General features: G+C 43.8%; 18 protein-coding genes. All 18 read left to right on the top strand.

Annotated elements, in window-relative coordinates:
- The 18 genes from cpaB (at position 1) to MHO32_RS17495 (ending at position 17,381) form a co-directional block, all read left to right on the top strand.
- Positions 1 to 825 (top strand): Flp pilus assembly protein CpaB, encoded by an 825-nt coding sequence (gene cpaB / locus MHO32_RS17580; protein ID WP_009697301.1) that lies wholly within the window; start codon positions 1 to 3, stop codon positions 823 to 825.
- Positions 825 to 2,195 (top strand): type II and III secretion system protein family protein, encoded by a 1,371-nt coding sequence (locus MHO32_RS17575; RefSeq protein ID WP_029788546.1) that lies wholly within the window; start codon positions 825 to 827, stop codon positions 2,193 to 2,195. Before cpaB ends, MHO32_RS17575 begins: the two co-directional genes overlap by 1 nt.
- A complete protein-coding gene (locus tag MHO32_RS17570) occupies positions 2,192 to 2,668 on the top strand; it encodes a hypothetical protein (protein WP_017190738.1) in 477 nt (158 codons plus the stop codon). Before MHO32_RS17575 ends, MHO32_RS17570 begins: the two co-directional genes overlap by 4 nt.
- 2 nt (positions 2,669 to 2,670) lie before the next feature.
- Entirely contained in the window at positions 2,671 to 3,912 is a 1,242-nt protein-coding gene (locus MHO32_RS17565; protein ID WP_050907103.1) for an AAA family ATPase, read from the top strand.
- Positions 3,909 to 5,180 (top strand): CpaF family protein, encoded by a 1,272-nt coding sequence (locus tag MHO32_RS17560; RefSeq protein WP_005452328.1) that lies wholly within the window; start codon positions 3,909 to 3,911, stop codon positions 5,178 to 5,180. Before MHO32_RS17565 ends, MHO32_RS17560 begins: the two co-directional genes overlap by 4 nt.
- A gap of 1 nt (position 5,181) precedes the next feature.
- Positions 5,182 to 6,084: a type II secretion system F family protein gene (locus MHO32_RS17555; RefSeq protein ID WP_005452326.1), complete on the top strand. Its 903-nt coding sequence runs from the start codon at positions 5,182 to 5,184 to the stop codon at positions 6,082 to 6,084.
- Positions 6,081 to 6,923: a type II secretion system F family protein gene (locus tag MHO32_RS17550; RefSeq protein ID WP_005452324.1), complete on the top strand. Its 843-nt coding sequence runs from the start codon at positions 6,081 to 6,083 to the stop codon at positions 6,921 to 6,923. Before MHO32_RS17555 ends, MHO32_RS17550 begins: the two co-directional genes overlap by 4 nt.
- Positions 6,924 to 6,934: 11 nt before the next feature.
- Positions 6,935 to 7,657 (top strand): tetratricopeptide repeat protein, encoded by a 723-nt coding sequence (locus MHO32_RS17545; protein ID WP_239213240.1) that lies wholly within the window; start codon positions 6,935 to 6,937, stop codon positions 7,655 to 7,657.
- A gap of 2 nt (positions 7,658 to 7,659) precedes the next feature.
- Positions 7,660 to 8,142 carry a TadE/TadG family type IV pilus assembly protein gene (locus MHO32_RS17540; RefSeq protein WP_009697305.1) on the top strand — a complete coding sequence of 161 codons (483 nt, stop codon included), beginning with the start codon at positions 7,660 to 7,662 and terminating at the stop codon, positions 8,140 to 8,142.
- Positions 8,129 to 8,689, top strand: coding sequence for a tight adherence pilus pseudopilin TadF (tadF, locus tag MHO32_RS17535; protein WP_009700149.1), 561 nt, complete (start codon positions 8,129 to 8,131; stop codon positions 8,687 to 8,689). The genes MHO32_RS17540 and tadF overlap by 14 nt, the downstream gene beginning before the upstream one ends.
- A gap of 4 nt (positions 8,690 to 8,693) precedes the next feature.
- Positions 8,694 to 10,241, top strand: coding sequence for a TadE/TadG family type IV pilus assembly protein (locus MHO32_RS17530; protein WP_239213238.1), 1,548 nt, complete (start codon positions 8,694 to 8,696; stop codon positions 10,239 to 10,241).
- 8 nt (positions 10,242 to 10,249) lie between these two features.
- Positions 10,250 to 10,930, top strand: a complete 681-nt coding sequence (locus MHO32_RS17525; protein ID WP_005452313.1) for an OmpA family protein — start codon at positions 10,250 to 10,252, stop codon at positions 10,928 to 10,930.
- A gap of 118 nt (positions 10,931 to 11,048) precedes the next feature.
- Positions 11,049 to 12,443, top strand: coding sequence for a hypothetical protein (locus MHO32_RS17520; RefSeq protein ID WP_239213276.1), 1,395 nt, complete (start codon positions 11,049 to 11,051; stop codon positions 12,441 to 12,443).
- A 273-nt stretch (positions 12,444 to 12,716) separates the two neighbouring features.
- Entirely contained in the window at positions 12,717 to 13,322 is a 606-nt protein-coding gene (locus tag MHO32_RS17515; protein WP_029788542.1) for a DedA family protein, read from the top strand.
- Complete coding sequence (locus tag MHO32_RS17510; protein WP_050907109.1) at positions 13,300 to 14,430, top strand: hypothetical protein; 1,131 nt, start codon at positions 13,300 to 13,302, stop codon at positions 14,428 to 14,430. The genes MHO32_RS17515 and MHO32_RS17510 overlap by 23 nt, the downstream gene beginning before the upstream one ends.
- 263 nt (positions 14,431 to 14,693) lie before the next feature.
- The gene (locus tag MHO32_RS17505) at positions 14,694 to 15,134 is read left to right on the top strand and encodes a YHS domain-containing (seleno)protein (protein WP_005452306.1); all 441 of its coding nucleotides are present in this window, start codon (positions 14,694 to 14,696) and stop codon (positions 15,132 to 15,134) included.
- A 29-nt stretch (positions 15,135 to 15,163) separates the two neighbouring features.
- Positions 15,164 to 15,616 carry a hypothetical protein gene (locus MHO32_RS17500; RefSeq protein WP_050907110.1) on the top strand — a complete coding sequence of 151 codons (453 nt, stop codon included), beginning with the start codon at positions 15,164 to 15,166 and terminating at the stop codon, positions 15,614 to 15,616.
- A 1-nt stretch (position 15,617) separates the two neighbouring features.
- Positions 15,618 to 17,381: a lysophospholipid acyltransferase family protein gene (locus tag MHO32_RS17495; protein WP_050907111.1), complete on the top strand. Its 1,764-nt coding sequence runs from the start codon at positions 15,618 to 15,620 to the stop codon at positions 17,379 to 17,381.
- The last annotated feature ends 14 nt before the right edge of the window (positions 17,382 to 17,395 follow it).

Genomic DNA, 17,395 nt, shown 5'->3' with positions numbered 1-17,395 from the left:
ATGAGATCTCGACTGGTTTTACTTGTTGCTATTGTTGCCTTGATCGTAGGCGCGCTTGGCGTTGTCGACTTGTTCAAGAGTCAACCTCAACCCGAAGCTGTCGCTGAAGTGGTCGATAACAAAGATGAACAGCATGTTGCTGTATGGATGACCACCGAAGCTTATGAAAAAGGACATGCGATTAGTGCACAAGGAGTTATCAAACAACAGCTCCCACTTAGTGAAGCACTAACGCTTGGCGTCAGAGAAGACGCACAAATCAGTTTTTCACCATCCGTTTTATTAAACCGAAGCCTAAATCCAGGCGATGTTGTGTTACCAGAGTACCAAGTTTCTCCCGGTCAACCAGGGTATATCGATCTACTGGTAACGGAAGGCATGACCTTGTATCCACTGAAAGTAAGTGATCAGAATTTAATCAAAGATTACATTCGTCCTGGCTCATATATCGACATTCTTACCGTGAGCTCTCCAAACGCTAATCTTGCTGAAAATATGGATAAGCCGAAGCGCTTTCGAGGTGTAAAAGCGTCCATGTTCCTAAAACATGTCAAAGTACTCAATATTGGTGATGGCGAGGGTGAAAACAGCAACATTACCGCTCGAACACCAAATAAAGAAGACGGTATGACGACGGTGGTTATCGAAGTGAAGCCAGATGAGTTGGCAAAACTAGCGTTGGCTCAACGAACTATGCATATCGAAATTTATCGAAGCCAAACTTATACGCAGCCGGAATACGCGGAAGTACGCAATGTTATCGACAATTATACCGGAATCGAAGAGTTACGCGGTAACGTTAATGATCCTAGAGAGGCTTTGTAATGATGATACACCATCGAATTAAGCAAGTACTGTGCGTCTCCTTTACCTCTCTTTTGATTGGCTTGCTTTCTATAACAAACACTTTTGCTGCTGACCGATCTATCACACTTAATGACGGTCAGCACATTCAATTAAAGATGCCGATTGGAAAGGTGTTTATCAGTAACCCTGATATCGCCGACTACAAAATCATTAATGACAATACGCTAGTGGTTTTTGCCAATGGCATTGGTCAGTCTCGCTTGATTGTCTATGGAACAGACGATGATGTGTTGCTTTCTGACCGCATCATCGTTGATTTGGATCTAAGCGAGGTTAGACGTCAACTCAAGTTCCATTTTCCTGATGCCAAAGTCAAGGTTCAATCGGTGGGCGAGCAAGTCGCAGTGAGTGGTGTTGTTGATTCTGAAGAAACTCGTGATGACATTTATCGCATGGTGGCAACCTTACTCGGACGAGAAAAAACCGAGAAGTGGGAGAAAGTCGAAAAGCTGGAGTTCAAATCTGACTATTCAGATTATGAAGAGCCAGAGAGCATGGTTTTCGCTCGCAATATGACTTGGAAAGGAATCATTGAACGCATTAAGGTTGCAACGACACAACAGGTAAACGTCAAAATCTCAGTCGCTCAAGTTAATGAATCTTTTAGTAAAACAGTTGGGGTCGATTGGAGTTCTATTGGTTCTAAAGCGGGTGAGTTCGTATTTGACCAATTTGATGCGGCAAACCTAAGTACCTTGATCACTGCATTGGGTGACGATCAGGTTGCAGAAGTCTTGGCGGAGCCAAACCTGACGGTACTTTCCGGTGAATCGGCGAGCTTCCTTGTCGGTGGCGAAGTGCCCGTTATTGTGTCGAACAACAACAACGTGAATATTTCGTTTAAAGAGTTTGGTATTAAGCTCGACCTTACAGCGAAAGTACTTAGTCAAGACAAAATCCGAATGCAGCTAGCTCCGGAAGTGAGCGAAGTAGAAAGCTACGTCGAAGCTGCAGGCATTAAAGTGCCACAGTTGTCATCACGACGTGCAATGACAACCGTTGAACTGGCAGACGGAGACAGCTTCATCCTTGGCGGGTTAATGAGCAGTGCTGATTTAGAGAAAATGCAAAAGATTCCTTTCATTGGAGACATTCCTGTACTTGGTGCTGCATTTCGTAAAGCAACGACAGAAAGAAAGCGAACTGAGTTGATCATCGTGGCAACAGTAAACCTCGTGGAACCAATCAAACCGAAAGATATTCAGCTGCCACACATCAAGAAAACCTCAACGTTAGCGCGTTGGTTGAATATTGATTCTGACGATAATTCTAACACGTCATCGGATGCGACGATTCGTCTGCTATCTGAAGGAGGGTTTATTCAATGAAGAAGCTAGTACTTATTGCTTTATTGACATCGTCACTCTTTGGTTGCGCAACAGAGCGATATTTTGGCGGAAATGGCGCTGAAGCCGTGGTGTATAAAGAGCATCATAGCTTTGAGTTTGCAGTAAAGAATCGTGCAGAAACAGAAAAGCAGATTAAGCAACTGATTCAAAAAATCGAATCGATGGATAAAGAAGCCACTTACGTGATCGATTACAAATCCGCGCGCAGTAAAACGATGTTAAAGAAGACATTTGAGCAGTATCCGTCACACATTATTGCCCCGCAAAGAGTGGAATATCGTTATACGCCAGCTTTACCAAGTGATCTGAATATCCAAGTGACGTTAACGCGTTTGCAAACCCAGCAATGCTCGCCTGCACAGATTCAAGTTCAGTTAGGTGAACCAGACTGTTTTGTTGAATCGATGCGTCTTAAACAAGTGTCCTACAAGTCTAGATTAGTAGGAGAATAATAATGTTTGATTTAACTAAAGCATTAACAACGAAAGCAAAACCGGCACAGTCTTCGACGACAGGTGTTGCTGGATGTACGTTGTTTTATCAATCACAAGAGTGTTTAAACCTCGTTCAGGAAGTGTTTCGATTCGAAGGTTGGAATGACCCTGAATGTGTAAGAGCTAACGCAGGCTTAACCAAGCTGACGGAACAACATAGCAGTCATATTGTTATCCTTGAACTGAACGAATCGAACAACGTCGTTGAAGATGCTAAGTCTTTCGCTAGCAAACTACCAACACACAAAGGTGTCGTGGTCATTGGTAAAGAAGATGCAATTTCGACGCTTCGTTCCCTCAAAGACATGGGCTTTTACTACGTCTTTTGGCCGGTGAACAAACAAGAGTTCGCAGACTTCTTAAACCATGTTAGTAAGAACTTGAAGACGTTCTCCGGTGTTAGCCAGAAGCGTAAGGCGAAACGTGTAGCAGTGGTGGGTTCAAAAGGTGGTGTTGGTGCATCATTCATTACTACTGAATTGAGTTCGTTACTATCCACTCAAGGTTCCGATACCATTTTGGTTGATCACCAATACGCAGATACCAACATCGATGTTTTATTGGGACTGAAAGATTTTAAACCGCGCGGTATCGATGAGTTTACTGCTCCCTTGCATGAAATGGATGAAGAGGGAGCACTTAGCTACCTGTTTAACGCACGAAAAAATCTGCGTCTGTTGGCTATCGATGGCGACATGAGTCAAAGCGATATTCTCAACTATAACCAGACGCTCTGTGATCTTTTAGCTCGAAACACGAACTTCATTATTGAAGACTTCTCGGGCGGTGTGGACTTCAAAGTTGAACCTCAACTCTTGGTAGAAAACTTTGATGTGGTTGTGCTGGTTTTGGATGCGTCGGTATCTTCTGTAAGAAGTGCCAAACGACTGTTTGAGAAAATTTCCAATTTACAGCTCACATTATCGTCCCGAACTCGTGTGATTACGTTGGTGAATTATCACCGTCCGGAAAACGCGTATGTATTACAACATCCTGACCTTACCAAATACTTAGGTGCGGATGTTGATCTCGAAGTGGGGTACTGCAAGTCGTTGTCGCACATCATTATTGATGGCAAACGAGGTCATAAGCACGATCGTCATATTAACCGTTCTATGGAACTACTGGTCAAGCTGATTAATGGTCAACCTGTTGATCAAAAAGGCATGGGATCTTGGTTGAAGAGGGTGCGTGCTAAATGAGTTCGAATAAAGACTTATACCTCGCGTTTCGCGGGCAAATATTTGAAGCACTAGATGCTGAAGCGGTTCAGAAAATGAGCCGCCGAGACTTAGAGGCTCAAATCCAAGCCGCAGTTGATCTTCTTGCAAACAGCTACCAACGTCCGATCACTTCGATGATGAAGTCAGGCTTGGTGAAAAGCTTAATTGATGAACTGTTTGGCTTAGGTCCATTGCAGCCTTTGGTTGAAGATCAGTCTATTTCCGACATCATGGTAAATGGACCTAACAACATCTTTTTTGAAAGACACGGTAAAGTCCAAAAGTCAGAGGTGTCTTTTGTCAACGAAGAGCAGTTGTTAGCAATTGCTAAACGCATTGCTTCGCGTGTTGGACGACGTGTTGATGAACTGTCTCCAACGGTTGATGCCAGACTTGAAGATGGCAGCCGTGTGAATATCGTTATCCCACCCATTGCGTTGGATGGGACCTCGATTTCAATACGTAAATTCAGAGAGCAGAACATCGGCTTTGAAGATTTGATTGGTTTTGGTTCTATGTCTCCTGACATGGCGAGAGTGCTGATGATTGCGTCTCGTTGTCGAATGAATGTGCTGATTTCTGGCGGTACGGGCTCAGGTAAGACGACGCTGCTTAACGCATTGTCTCAATACATCGCTGAAGATGAGCGTATTGTCACCATAGAGGATGCGGCGGAATTACGCTTGCAACAACCTAACTTGGTTCGATTGGAAACGCGAACTTCGAGCGTTGAGCAGACTGGGGCGGTGACGCAGCGTGATTTGGTGATTAACGCACTTCGTATGCGTCCAGACCGAATCATTCTTGGTGAGTGTCGTGGCTCTGAAGCGTTTGAAATGTTGCAGGCCATGAACACGGGACACGATGGTTCTATGTCTACACTGCACGCCAACACACCGAGAGATGCGATTGCGCGTGTGGAATCGATGGTCATGATGGCGAACTTAAACCAGCCGCTTGATGCGATTCGAAGAACCATCGTCAGCGCTGTGCAAATGATTGTCCAGGTTAACCGACTGCGCGATGGGTCTCGTAAGATCACCAGTATCTCTGAAATCGTCGGTTTGGAAGGCGATAGTGTGGTGATGGAAGAGATCTACCGTTTCCGTTATGACGATGCACATTTTGGAGAAACCGTTAAAGGTGACTTCGTAACCAGCGGCATCATGCAACGATCTGAGCTTGTAAAGAAAGCCCAATTCTTCGGGCTGTATGACGAGCTGATGGCATCGTTTAAGGGGATATAACATGCTTTGGCTCTCACTTATCCTCTTTGCGTTCGTACTGCTTTTGGTCAGAGACTCAAAGGTCAAAAAGGTCGATCAGTTTTTCAACATTGAAGAAGCTGAAGCGGAAAACTTCAATGCTATCAACGTAAAATCACTGGTACGAAAACAAAGTTGGCAAAAGTTCAAAGAGTCTATTTCTCCAACACTAAAAGTACTTGGACCACGTTCATCGCTGTATATCGCTTTGTATATCACGGCGAGTCTCATCGCCTCTTGGTACGTCGTGGTTAAGCTGTTGTTGATGACGAACACCGGGTTGATCGTAGGCTTGTCTTTGGTGTTTACCATTATGGGTTACCGCTACCTAGTGACAAGAAGGCGACGTGATTTTGAAAACACTTTCCCTGATGCGCTAAACATTCTGATGAGTGCGGTAACCGCGGGTGACAGCTTAATGCAAGCCATCAGTTATGTTGGCGAGGTGATGGATAACTCGATTGGGCGCGAGTTCAAACTGATGGGGGACCGACTTAAGTTGGGTGAGTCTCCGGAAGTGGTACTTCAACGTTCGTGTAAAAACTACCCTTACCCGGAGTTTCTGTTTTTCACTGTAACCCTTAGAGCAAATATTGCGCGAGGCGGTCAGCTGAAAGGCGTACTAGCAAGGCTTATTCGAGTTTTGGTGGACGCAAGAACCCTAGAGAAAAAGAAGATGGCCATGACGTCTGAAGCGCGAATTTCTGCCAAGATTGTTGCGGCAATTCCGTTGATTTTCATGATCATTCTTAACTATGTAAACCCTGACAACGTCAATTTCGTCTTGTATGACCCTTCTGGTCGTATCGTGTTGTTTTATGTACTTGGCAGTGAGTTATTTGGCTTGTTCATTGTTTGGTTGTTAGTCAGAGGAGTACGCGCATGATGCTATTGATTGCCCTTATAGTACTGTTTGTTTCGTTGCTTTTCTTGATTTTCGATTCGCTTCGCACAGAACAACGACGCAAAAAAGTCGCCCTTTATATTGGCGGTGATGCTGTACGTGCGCCTTCCCGTGTTAACCGCTTTTTTGTTCGTTTCGGTAAAGAGCATCGACATGAGCTGGAACAAAAACTCATCGAGGCCGGCTATTACAACACAGAGTGGGCGAAGTTCTACTTCCCTGCCAAATTAGCGGTGCTCGTGGTTGTTACAGGATTGGTGTTGTTGTCGGATATGACAGCAAATAATCAGCTAATCATCATTATTTTTACGCTTATTGCTGTGATTGTCTTGCCGGATACTTTGCTTCAAATGCGACGCAAAATGTTGATCTTTAAGACATCATCTCAGTTACCGTACTTGCTGGACATGATGTCAGTTTGCGTGCAAACCGGTATGACGATTGAGGCGGCATTGGTTTATCTGGGCAAAGAGTTGGCTGAGTTTGACTCTGACCTTTGTTATCAAATTAAACGCACCTCAGATTCGGCAAAAATCCACGGGCTAGAAAAAGCGCTAAATGACCTCAGTGATCGTATTCCAACGCCGCCAATACGAAGCTTCGTGCTGACTATCATTCAAAACTTGCAATACGGTACATCAGTGGCTCAGGTGTTGAGCGATCTCGCTGAAGACATGCGAAAAGTGCAAATCCTGACCGTTGAGGAAAAGGTAGGCAAACTCTCCGCTAAGATGAGTGTCCCGCTGATCCTCTTCATCATGTTCCCGATCGTTATTCTGATTCTCGCACCGGGAATCATGCAAATGACATTAAATATTTAGGAGAGTAACCAGTGATTGGAAAACGCATTTCTCTCGCTTTGTTAGCGCTGGGCGTGTTGGCAGGTTGTCAATCGACACCTTCGCAGCAGAGTCAGCTACAAGATGACGTCGCGAGCATGGAAAAAGTGAAAAACTACGATGGTTTAATCTCTCACTACAAATCTCAGTTAGAGCAAGGTTCGCAAGATCCTGAAGTGAAAGAAAAGCTGGCATGGGCGTATTTCCATAAAGGGGATATCGAGTCGGCAAACTTTTATGTTCAGCATTTGCAAAAAGAGGGGGTAGAGAGCCCTGACTTGTACCAGTTAGAAGGGCAAGTGTTTGATGCAAAAAATGACACTGATAGCGCAATAGAGGCGTATTTATCTTCCATTAAAACGGGCAATGAATCGGGACAAATCCATGTGTTACTGGGTGTGTCGTACGCCAAGTTAGGTAAATACGAAGATGCCTACCAAGAGCTGAACAATGCACGTTTGCGTGGTTATGACGATGTCGCGATCAAGAACAACATCGCGATGATTCATATGGCAAATGGTGAATACGAGCAAGCCATCGAAACACTGATGCCAGTACTAAAAGATAACCCGGAAAATAAAGTAGTGAAGGCGAACCTAGCGATTGCCCTTATGAAAGCGCAGCAGATGGATGCGGCGAAGAAACTACTCAAAGGTGATTTTTCGGATCAAGAGCTCCACAGTATCGCCGTCGAATTAACTCAATATAGGAGTTAATGATGAAATTGCTTTCTAAACAAAAAGGGGTAACGGCGATCGAGTTCGTAATGGGCGCGCTCGTTTTGTTCTTTGCCACTTTTGCCATCTTTGAGTCGAGTTACCAAATCTATGTTGTGAACATGACGGAATATTCTCTTCGAGAAACTATACGAAACACCAAGATTTACGAGGGCAAAGGCATAAATCAGCAGTACGAGGACAAGTTTAAATCTCTGATCGAAGCTGATGGTAACTTGTGGCATTTCTTAATCGATAGCTCGCGATTTTCTATCAAAGGTCGTTACTACAAAACCTATGATGACTTCATTGCGAATAGAGGATATTCGGATGAGGGCTTGAACTTCAACTACAACTTAGCGGAGATAACGGTCACTTATCGTTACTCTCCGATCATAAAACTTGCCGGTGCAGCAGATCGAGATATCTCAAGCACAATGGTACTGAACTTAGAGCATGAGGGGTGGAAAGATGACGCTCCGTAAACAAGGTGTATGTTCTCCAAAACGCCAAAAAGGCTCATTTATGGTTGAGCTTGTGTTTATTCTTACTGCGTTATGGGGTGTTTACCTTTTTGCCGCGGATTTGAGCTATCAGTTGCTTTTGCGAGCCAAGCTTGATCGTTCTAGCTTTGCGTTGGTGAACGTAATCAAAGAGCGTTCGCGTTACTTTGAGGGCGACGTGTTAGGTGGAAAAAATCTAGCGGTAACCAATGCCGATTTAGAAGACTTATCCAAAGTCGCGAGTCGAATGCTCGGCACGCCCCCAAACGATGTGGCTATCAAAATCGAGTCATTGACCAATAAAGTGAATGTGGCGGTATTTACCAGCAGTAAATACAACAGACTAAATTGCAAAACGGATTCAATACTCGCACACGCAGATTTGGCTCCGGTGGAAAAGGGCGTGGTGTATCCATTGTACCGCGTCAGCCTTTGTGAGGAGCAAAGCTCTTGGTTCAAACCGTTCTTTAATGGCGGTACCGGCACAACCGTGAAAGTTGGCTCTTCTTCAATAATGCCAGGGAGATAGTGAAATGAGAATGCAGCAATATCAGCATCGAAGTCTCCAACAACAAAAGGGCGTCGCTGCTGTATGGATGGGCTTGTTGCTCGTGCCTATTATGGGCGTCACTTTTTGGGCTGTTGAGGGCACCCGTTATGTGCAGGAGTCGAGCCGATTAAGGGATTCTGCGGAAGCTGCGGCAATGGCCGTAACGATTGAAGACCAACCGGGTGCAGCCCGTGCGCTGGCAACGAAGTATGTCGAAAACTATGTGAGAGACATCAAGTCAACCAACCTTTCTGCTCAACGTTTTTATCAAGCGGAAGACAAGGATACTGGTGCTCTTGAGTATATCCAATACACAGTGAACGCCAGAACAACGCATGACTCTTGGTTTGCAAGCAGCTTTATCCCATCGTTTGATAAGCAGCAGGAATTAGCTGGACGATCGCTGGCAAGAAAGTACCCTGCTTATCTTGGGGATAACAACATTGATATCGTTTTCGTCTCGGACTTTTCTGGCTCGATGAATGATAAGTGGGGCTCAAGTCGGAGCAAAAAAATTGACGATTTGAAAACCGCGATCGATCAGATATCAAACAAGATTCTTTGTAAAAAAATCCGTCAAGACTTCGTCGACGGAGAGTGGAAAGACGTTTGTGATGAGCCTGGAGAAGACACCACCGGGGACAAACTGCTTAACCGAGTTGGTTTTGTGCCGTTTAACGTTCGCACCAGAGAAATTGTGGCAGGCAATAGAGCCAATGCGACAAGCCAACTAAGTTACAAGAACGGGTACAAGGCTTATTTGTCACCTTATAGTTACAACGATGTCGATTGGGATTACTGGCGCACGTACACAGCAAGCGAAGTGAAGAATTGTGCTTATTGGCAGTCGAACTGTCGAAGCCCTCGGGCAGAAAATCACAATTATGCCAAGCGTATTCGTGATGTTCTCGAAGCAGATCGCTACGCCGTAGCTGATGTCTACAACTATGTTGATTTACCGACTTCAGTATCGACCATGTTTACTGATAAATCAGGATTAAAGCCTAATTTCTATGGTGTGAGCGGCACCCGGCTGTTTAATGCTCATGGTTCTTCATATTCATCGCAATTTTATAACATCCCGTTGTCGAACAAACTTTCAGATTTGGACTCGATTAAGTCGATGTGGGCAGACGGTGGTACTGCAGCGTTTCAAGGCATATTAAGAGGATCTCAGGTTCTTCATGATGGAGACCCGAACAGTACCGATGAAGAAGAGCAGCAAGCTTACAACAAGAAAATCAAGATGTTGCTGATTTTGAGTGACGGGCAGGAAAGCCCTAACAACGGCATTCTGAAGGGGCTAGTAGACAACGGTATGTGTGACAAAGCCAGAGCAGAGATTCCGGGCTTATACATCGGTGTTATTGGTATCGATTTCCGTGCATCTCAACAAAGTGGTTTTCAAGACTGTGTTGTTAATCCAAGTGAAGACATCATTGATGTATCTAACTTAGATGAATTGATTGAAAAGATAGAAGAACTCATCCGCAAAGGCTCAAAAACAAGCGGAATAACTAAGTTGTACTAGAGGAAAATATGAAAAAGTTAGTCATTGGTGCATTCGCTATCTCGACGTTGCCGTTTAGCCTGATAGTTAAGGCAGAAGAGGGGATTAGCGTTTATTGCGACAATACCTTCAGCGAGTACCAACATAGTATCAAAGTGGATGACGTTGTCGGAATTGCTCAACATCGACAGGGCTTTTTGCAAATAGAGCAGAAGTCTAACAATGGTGAGCTCAAACAAGCATTGGCAGGTAAATCAAAGTTAGGGTTGGATCAAACAGGCTGTACGACATGGATTAGCAATCAAAATAACAATCATCAAGGTGATGGCTTGGTTGCGCGTCTGCATTTTGGTTTTGATAAATCCAACTTAACACCAATGGGCAGCAAAGCTCTGAATCAACTCGCAGGTTCGCTTAAAAATAGCGATAGTGCTATTGCGGTAGATGGTCATACCGACAGCAAGGGTTCTGAAGGCTATAACCAATCGTTAGGCTTGCAACGTGCGTTGACGACGTCTAACGGTTTGATTGCGCAAGGCGTGGATAAAAGCCGTATTGTCGTTCGTTCATTTGGTGAAACTCAGCCGATTGCATCGAATTCAACCGCTGAGGGGCGAGCACAAAACAGACGCTCAGAAATATGGGCTTCTAAGAATGATCAGGCAAAACCAGATCAAATAAAACCAGACGAAGTAAAGCCAACGGAATAGGTTTTAATCGTAGAGCGTTCACCTTGCCTAAAACGCAAGGTGAAGCATTAACAACAATGGTGTCGTGGTGGGTCAATTTGGAGTGGCAGTGGGTAAATCTAAAACAATAATAGCCATTATGGTGGGGGTAGCGTGGAGTGGTATGACCGCTGCCTCAGAGCTCATTAACTTTAACGAGCAAGATACATTAAATAGCATTAATACTGCTTACGACCAGCAGTACAGTGCGCTGAGAATTGATGAAAACATCTCGCACTACAATAAATTGAATGCTGAAATAGAGTCCACCAAGATCAAATTGGCGACCAATGTCGAGATGATCAAATCTGACTCTAATCGCTTGAAAGACAAGTTGGTTGATGGTGTATATGACGAATCCTTAATTCTGACTTTGCGCAATATGTCTGCCAAAGTGAATTCAATGAAAAAGGAAATTGAAACCGCAGGGAAGTTGTTGGTCGAAACTAAGCAGCAATTGTCACAAGACCAACAAGAAGCAAGTCAAATCGAGCGAGTGAAGAACGACGCACTCCTTGCTCTGTACGAAAAGATAAAAGCGCGTCATTTGAATGAATCAAAACGTGTGATAAACGATACTTATTCTGGTCAATTGCAGTGTAACGTTGCGGAAAGTTTATCAACGTGCGTAAATCGAAATCTCCCTTCTATCAAGAACGCTTTTGTATTAAGCAAAGGTGGTTTATCTCGAATCAAACTCACGAGCTTTAAAGTCGTGGATGCAAACCAAAAATTAAACGGCGACCTTTCTTTCACTGCGGACGCAAGCTACAAGCACAATTACAGTGCGAATACAGAGGTTGAACTGAGACAAGCACTTGATCTTGATAACGTGCGCTTTGTGTTCCGTTCAAACTCACCACAAACGGTTTTCTACATTAATGACCAGGAAGTCGGCTCTGGCGAGCGAGTTGATGTAACGGGCAACTATGTGGGTATTTATAGTGTGCGAGCCGTGAACAATCATAAGACTCAGTCGCTTAAGCTAAATCTTAAAAATGGTGGCGACTACTTCTTCCCGTTTGCGAGCAAAGCCAGTGCTCCGAAGGCGGTTCCTACACGTTTAGCGGTAGAAGACAAGACTGATGCGAACAGTGAAAAGGCTCAACCTAAAGATACAGTAAGATTCACTGAGAGTTTGTTACCACCTAAAGTCGTCGCTGAGCTGGAGTCTGCAGAAGAGCCCGATCTTCAGCGTTACACCAATAAGGTACTGTACAAAGATGAAGCCTTTACTTATCTATTGCCAAGATTCAGAGGTAACAAAAAGTCTCATGACATCTTCTTAAGTCAGGCTGACGCACAGAAATATTGTGAGCGTCTATCGTCTCGTTTGCCAAACAAAGCCGCTTATGAATACTTGCGCCTCTACACCTATCTATCTCCGGGAGATTACTGGACGAAAGATGGCAAAGTGTATTCATCGGAGAAGCATGAAGAATTGGAGCAAGCATTTGATACAAATAAGTTCATTTGTATGGTGAACATGAACTAAGACATCGTTCCCCCTTTAAATCTTATTAGTAAACAAGCACATTTAAGAGCCGCATTTCGCGGCTCTTTTTGTTCCTATTACTGGAAACTTCCTGAATTCGACTGACGCAACAACGTTGGGCGTTATCGACTTTCTCTGTATTGCAGTGAAATTTTGTTACTGATGATCCTGTCTTTAACCATAGCCTCTAGTTATTTCTGTTCATCAATATGGATCGAAAAATCATCTCGTAGAGGCCTTGAATGACGAGTGAATAGCAATGGAACAGAGAATATGAGTGAAGTGGCAACGTTAGAAGCTTGGCTGTATCAAGGCAATGTGCCTCTGTCGATGCTATTTCTCGGAGTCGTATTGTTGTCATACTTACTTGAAGATTTGGCTATCGTTACTGCCGCTACTTTAGCGGTAGAGCAAGTGATGCCAACACCTCTTGCGTTATTGGCGATTTTTACAGGTATCGCCACAGGAGACATAGGGCTTTATTGGCTGGGGAAATTGGCACAAAAGGTACGTTTTTTCCGCTATCGCTTGCTTCGATATCAACGTGCTAGGCGCGTGCGACGCACACTTCATCATAAAGCTTTCATTACGTTATTCATCGTCCGGTTTATTCCCGGATTAAGAACCGTAGGATTTACGCTTAGCGGATTTTTGGATGTGCCCAAAATGAAGTTTCTCATCGCCGTGTTAAGCGCGACGAGTTTATGGACTGCGTTGATTTTTGGCTCTTTCTTCCAACTAGGCAGCATGCAATGGCTTCAACAACATCAAATAAACAGTTTGTTGATTCCGATTGGATTGGTCGTGATGTTGCTGCTCAACAAACTGATTTCAAAAACATTGTTAAGGAACACATATGGTGCAACTCGCCCACGTTGAAATGATCCCAAACGGAATGGTTAATGCCGGTATGCCCATTCTTCAAGAACCAAAGCGAGTAGTCTCTCCGTTTGAGTTTTTACCAGCTTGGTTTTTTTATACACCCGTGGTGATTCAAAGCGCGGTCCTCAGCGCTATCCACCGAGATTGGGCATTACCTTTGATCGCAAATCCTTCAATCAAGTTAAGCGGTATGGTGGGGGAGTCCAAGCATGACATTTTCGCTTCTTCGGGAGACAAAACTAAGCAGTGGATATTGCCTTTTATCACATTAACTAAGACGCATGAACAGCTTGAAACTGTTATAGAAGACGCAACACAGCAGTTAAAACGATCGAGTTTAGAGTATCCATTGGTGGCGAAACCTGATCTTGGTTGCCGTGGTGCTGGCGTGAAGTTATTGCGTTCGGATGAACAGCTAAGAAGCTACATTAAAACGTTTCCCGTTGATGGACGTTTCCTGTTACAGAAGAAATCAGAGTACAGCGCTGAAGCTGGGGTATTTTACGTCAGGCAGCCAGGCGAAACCCGAGGGAAAATCATCTCACTGACATTAAAATATTCCCCTCGAGTGATTGGTGATGGGCAGTCTACGCTTAAGCAGCTTATCGAGAAGTGTCCAAGGGCTGGTAAATTACAGCACCTTTATTTACCAAGGCACAGTGAGCAATTAGAAGTGATCGTCGCGAAAGGTGAAGAATTTCAACTAGCCTTTGCAGGAAGCCATTCACGTGGTGCCATTTTTCGCGATGGTAACCGATTCATTACGCAAGAGCTGGAAAAGAAGCTCGATCAAGTGCTAGGGGATTTTAATGGATTCCACTACGGGCGATTGGATATCAAGTTTAAAGATATTCATGCTCTAATGAATGGTGAACATTTTGATATCTTAGAGATTAATGGTGCGAGCAGTGAAGCGGCACATATCTGGGATAGCGATACACCACTAACTCATATCTTCGCCACATTGCTAAAGCAGTACCGATTACTTTATCAAATCGGATCAAAGCAGAAGCTGCGAGGGCATCAAACGCCGACACTGGGTGCTCTCATTCAAGCATGGCGAGAAGAGAAAGTCCTGACGCAGCTGTACCCGATGACAGACTAAAAGCATTGATCTATACCCAAGTATCTTGAGGTTATTTGGGTATGGATACCCCAACAACGGGTGATGAATGGGGACATCTGTTATTCAACTTCACGCCGTAAAACAGTTATTCAGTACTTTTCTTATTTAATTTTCAATTCTTTGTAATTTTTATCTCATTTGCCCTGTCTTTTTATTAACACCAAATAAATCACACAGTGAATATGCTTTCTTAGTGAGGGCAATACCTCGATAGAACGTATTTCCGAATAAGGAATTTAATGATGAGAAAATTATTCGCATTACTGATGGTATTAATCAGCTTCTCTTCTTTTGCGGAAGATGAAATTTATACCGGATTTTTTAGTAATAAGGCATTAAGCGGTTATGACACGGTCTCCTATTTTACAGAAGGTCAGCCTGTGAAAGGGAACAGTAACTGGAAAACTGAATACAAAGGGGCAGACTGGTATTTTTCTTCTCAAGATAATTTAAATAAATTTATAGAAAATCCAGAAGCTTATGCGCCACAGTATGGTGGCTATTGTGCATGGGCGGTATCCGCTAAAAATGATTTTGCCCCTGCGGATCCTAAACAATGGGCAATTGTTGATGGCAAGCTGTATCTAAATTACGACGCAGAAGTGAAGCAGTGGTGGGATGATGACCGCGCAGGACATATTGCTGCAGCCGATAAAAACTGGCCAACATTGATTCAGCAGTAATAAGATTCAGAAATAATAAGGTTCATCTCATGACATTTATTCCAAAGAAACATATACCTTCGATTTTTATTGCTTTCGTTTTTATTCAATCATTATTTTTTAAGTTTACTAGTTCATATGAAACCGATCATATTTTTGGCACGTTAGGAGAATGGTCAAGGATTCATTGGTTTGGTGTTTATGGCGGGTATTTAATTGGGATTGCTGAGTTAATTGCAGCCATTTTACTGTTTACTCGTTTCCATGGTGTTGGTTCAACAATGGCCGTTGGGATTATGACAGGAGCCATTTTATTCCACTTGTTTACGCCGCTAGGTGTTGTCATGCCTGAATTTAGCGCTACGGGCGAAGTGATAGGTAATGATGGTGGATTGCTATTTGGTATGGCTTGCCTTGTTTGGCTATCCGCTATTTTCTTAACCATTCGCGATATTAGAGCTCAGGGCTCTTTTACAAACACCTTGCTAATGAAAGGAGCCTAATATGGTTGAAAGTCCTTTCCGGTTATCAAGAAAAACGCCATTTGGAATAGGTGAGTCTGTTGTCGAGTGGGCTACTGGGCTTTCCAAGTTAGATTCCTTGTACAAGCAAGAACCGTTGCCTGAAGATAGTCATTCATTTATGCATGAAGCGCTTGCTCGAATTGGTACTCAATATCGAGTTCAACATGGCAGCTTAGAGAATATTCCCAGTGATGGCTCGGTTTTGGTTGTTGCTAACCATCCGTTTGGTGGAATTGAAGGGATCATTTTAGCTTCCTTGATTTCCCAAGTGCGCAAGGATGTCAAAGTGCTTGCTAACGAACTGTTAAAGCGAATTCCTGAGCTGGATGAATTGTTTATTGGTGTTGATGTGTTTGGTGGTGAAAAGGCAAAGCAAACCAATCGACGAGCAATTAAAGCGGCGAACCAACATCTCAAAGAAGGTGGGGTGTTGATTATCTTCCCTGCTGGAGAAGTCTCTTCTTGGCAAGCCAGTGAAAATAAAATCACTGATAAAACATGGAGTCACTCAGTAGCAAAATTTGTTAAGCATGCTCAAGCGACGACTGTGCCTTTGTTTATAAGTGGTATGAACAGCAAATTATTTTATCAAGCAGGGAGAATTCATCCGCTTCTTAGAACGGCACTGCTGGGACGAGAACTTCTCAATAAGTCGGGTGAGATCATTTCTGTTTCAATCGGCAATCCAATCCCTTATCGCGAGATACAAGGGTTTGAAAATGATGAAGATATTACCCAGTACTTCCGTTTGAACACCTATTTAATGGGAAGTATGGACAGTCGCAAGGAGCTCACTCAACAAACTCTTCATGCAGAACCAATAATTGCGCCTATTCTTACAGAGACTTTAGAAAATGAACTTCTGGATCTGTCTGAGTTTAAATTATTAGAGCAGGCTGATTTTGAAGTGTACTGTGCGCCTACACCAAAAATGCCGCAAATGATGCGTGAGATTGGGCGCGTACGAGAAGAAAGCTTTAGAGATGTTGGAGAAGGCAGCGGCTTGAGCTGTGATGTCGACCTCTTTGATCCCAACTACCATCAGCTCTTTGTTTGGCATAAAACCAACCGAGAACTTGTGGGTGCTTATCGTTTAGGTCTGGTTGATGAGCTGATTGAACAAGGCGGAATTCATGCCCTCTATTCAACCAGTTTGTTCAAATATGATGAGGCGTTTATCAAAACTCTAGGTTGCTCGATTGAGCTGGGGCGCTCGGTGGTTGCGAAGCAATACCAACGCAACATGCACTCATTGCTCTTATTGTGGAAGGGCATTGCCTCTTTTGTTCAGCGCAACCCAAAGTACACCCATCTCTTTGGTCCCGTAAGCATCAGCAACGATTATAGCCCAGTGGCAAGGCAGCTCATCGCCTCCGTTATGTCGGTTCATTATTACGATAATGACAAAGCCAAATTGGTTTCGCCAACAACGCCTTTAGAGAGAAACGATCAAGAATTTTGGCGACCGGATATGTTGAGCTCACTCTCTCAGTTGCCTTTGTTATCCAAAGTGCTCAGTCGTCTTGAACGTGGTATGGGAATTCCGGTGCTTCTCAAACAGTACCTGAGCATGAATGGCAAGTTAGTCTGCTTTAATGTCGACCCTGCGTTTAACTTTACGCTAGATGGTTTGATTGTCGTGGATCTGACTTCGGTGCCGGAGAAAAAGCTTGGTAAATATATGGGTTACGACAATGCCGTGAAGTATCAGTTAGCCCATAAGAAAATGGATTTAAGTGAATAGCTATCTATAGGAGT

This window comes from Vibrio sp. MMH1-50 (assembly GCF_022347645.1).
GTDB lineage: Bacteria > Pseudomonadota > Gammaproteobacteria > Enterobacterales > Vibrionaceae > Vibrio > Vibrio harveyi.
Note: the sequence above shows the minus strand (reverse complement) of the source record. Positions and strands in the feature narration are given on the sequence as shown.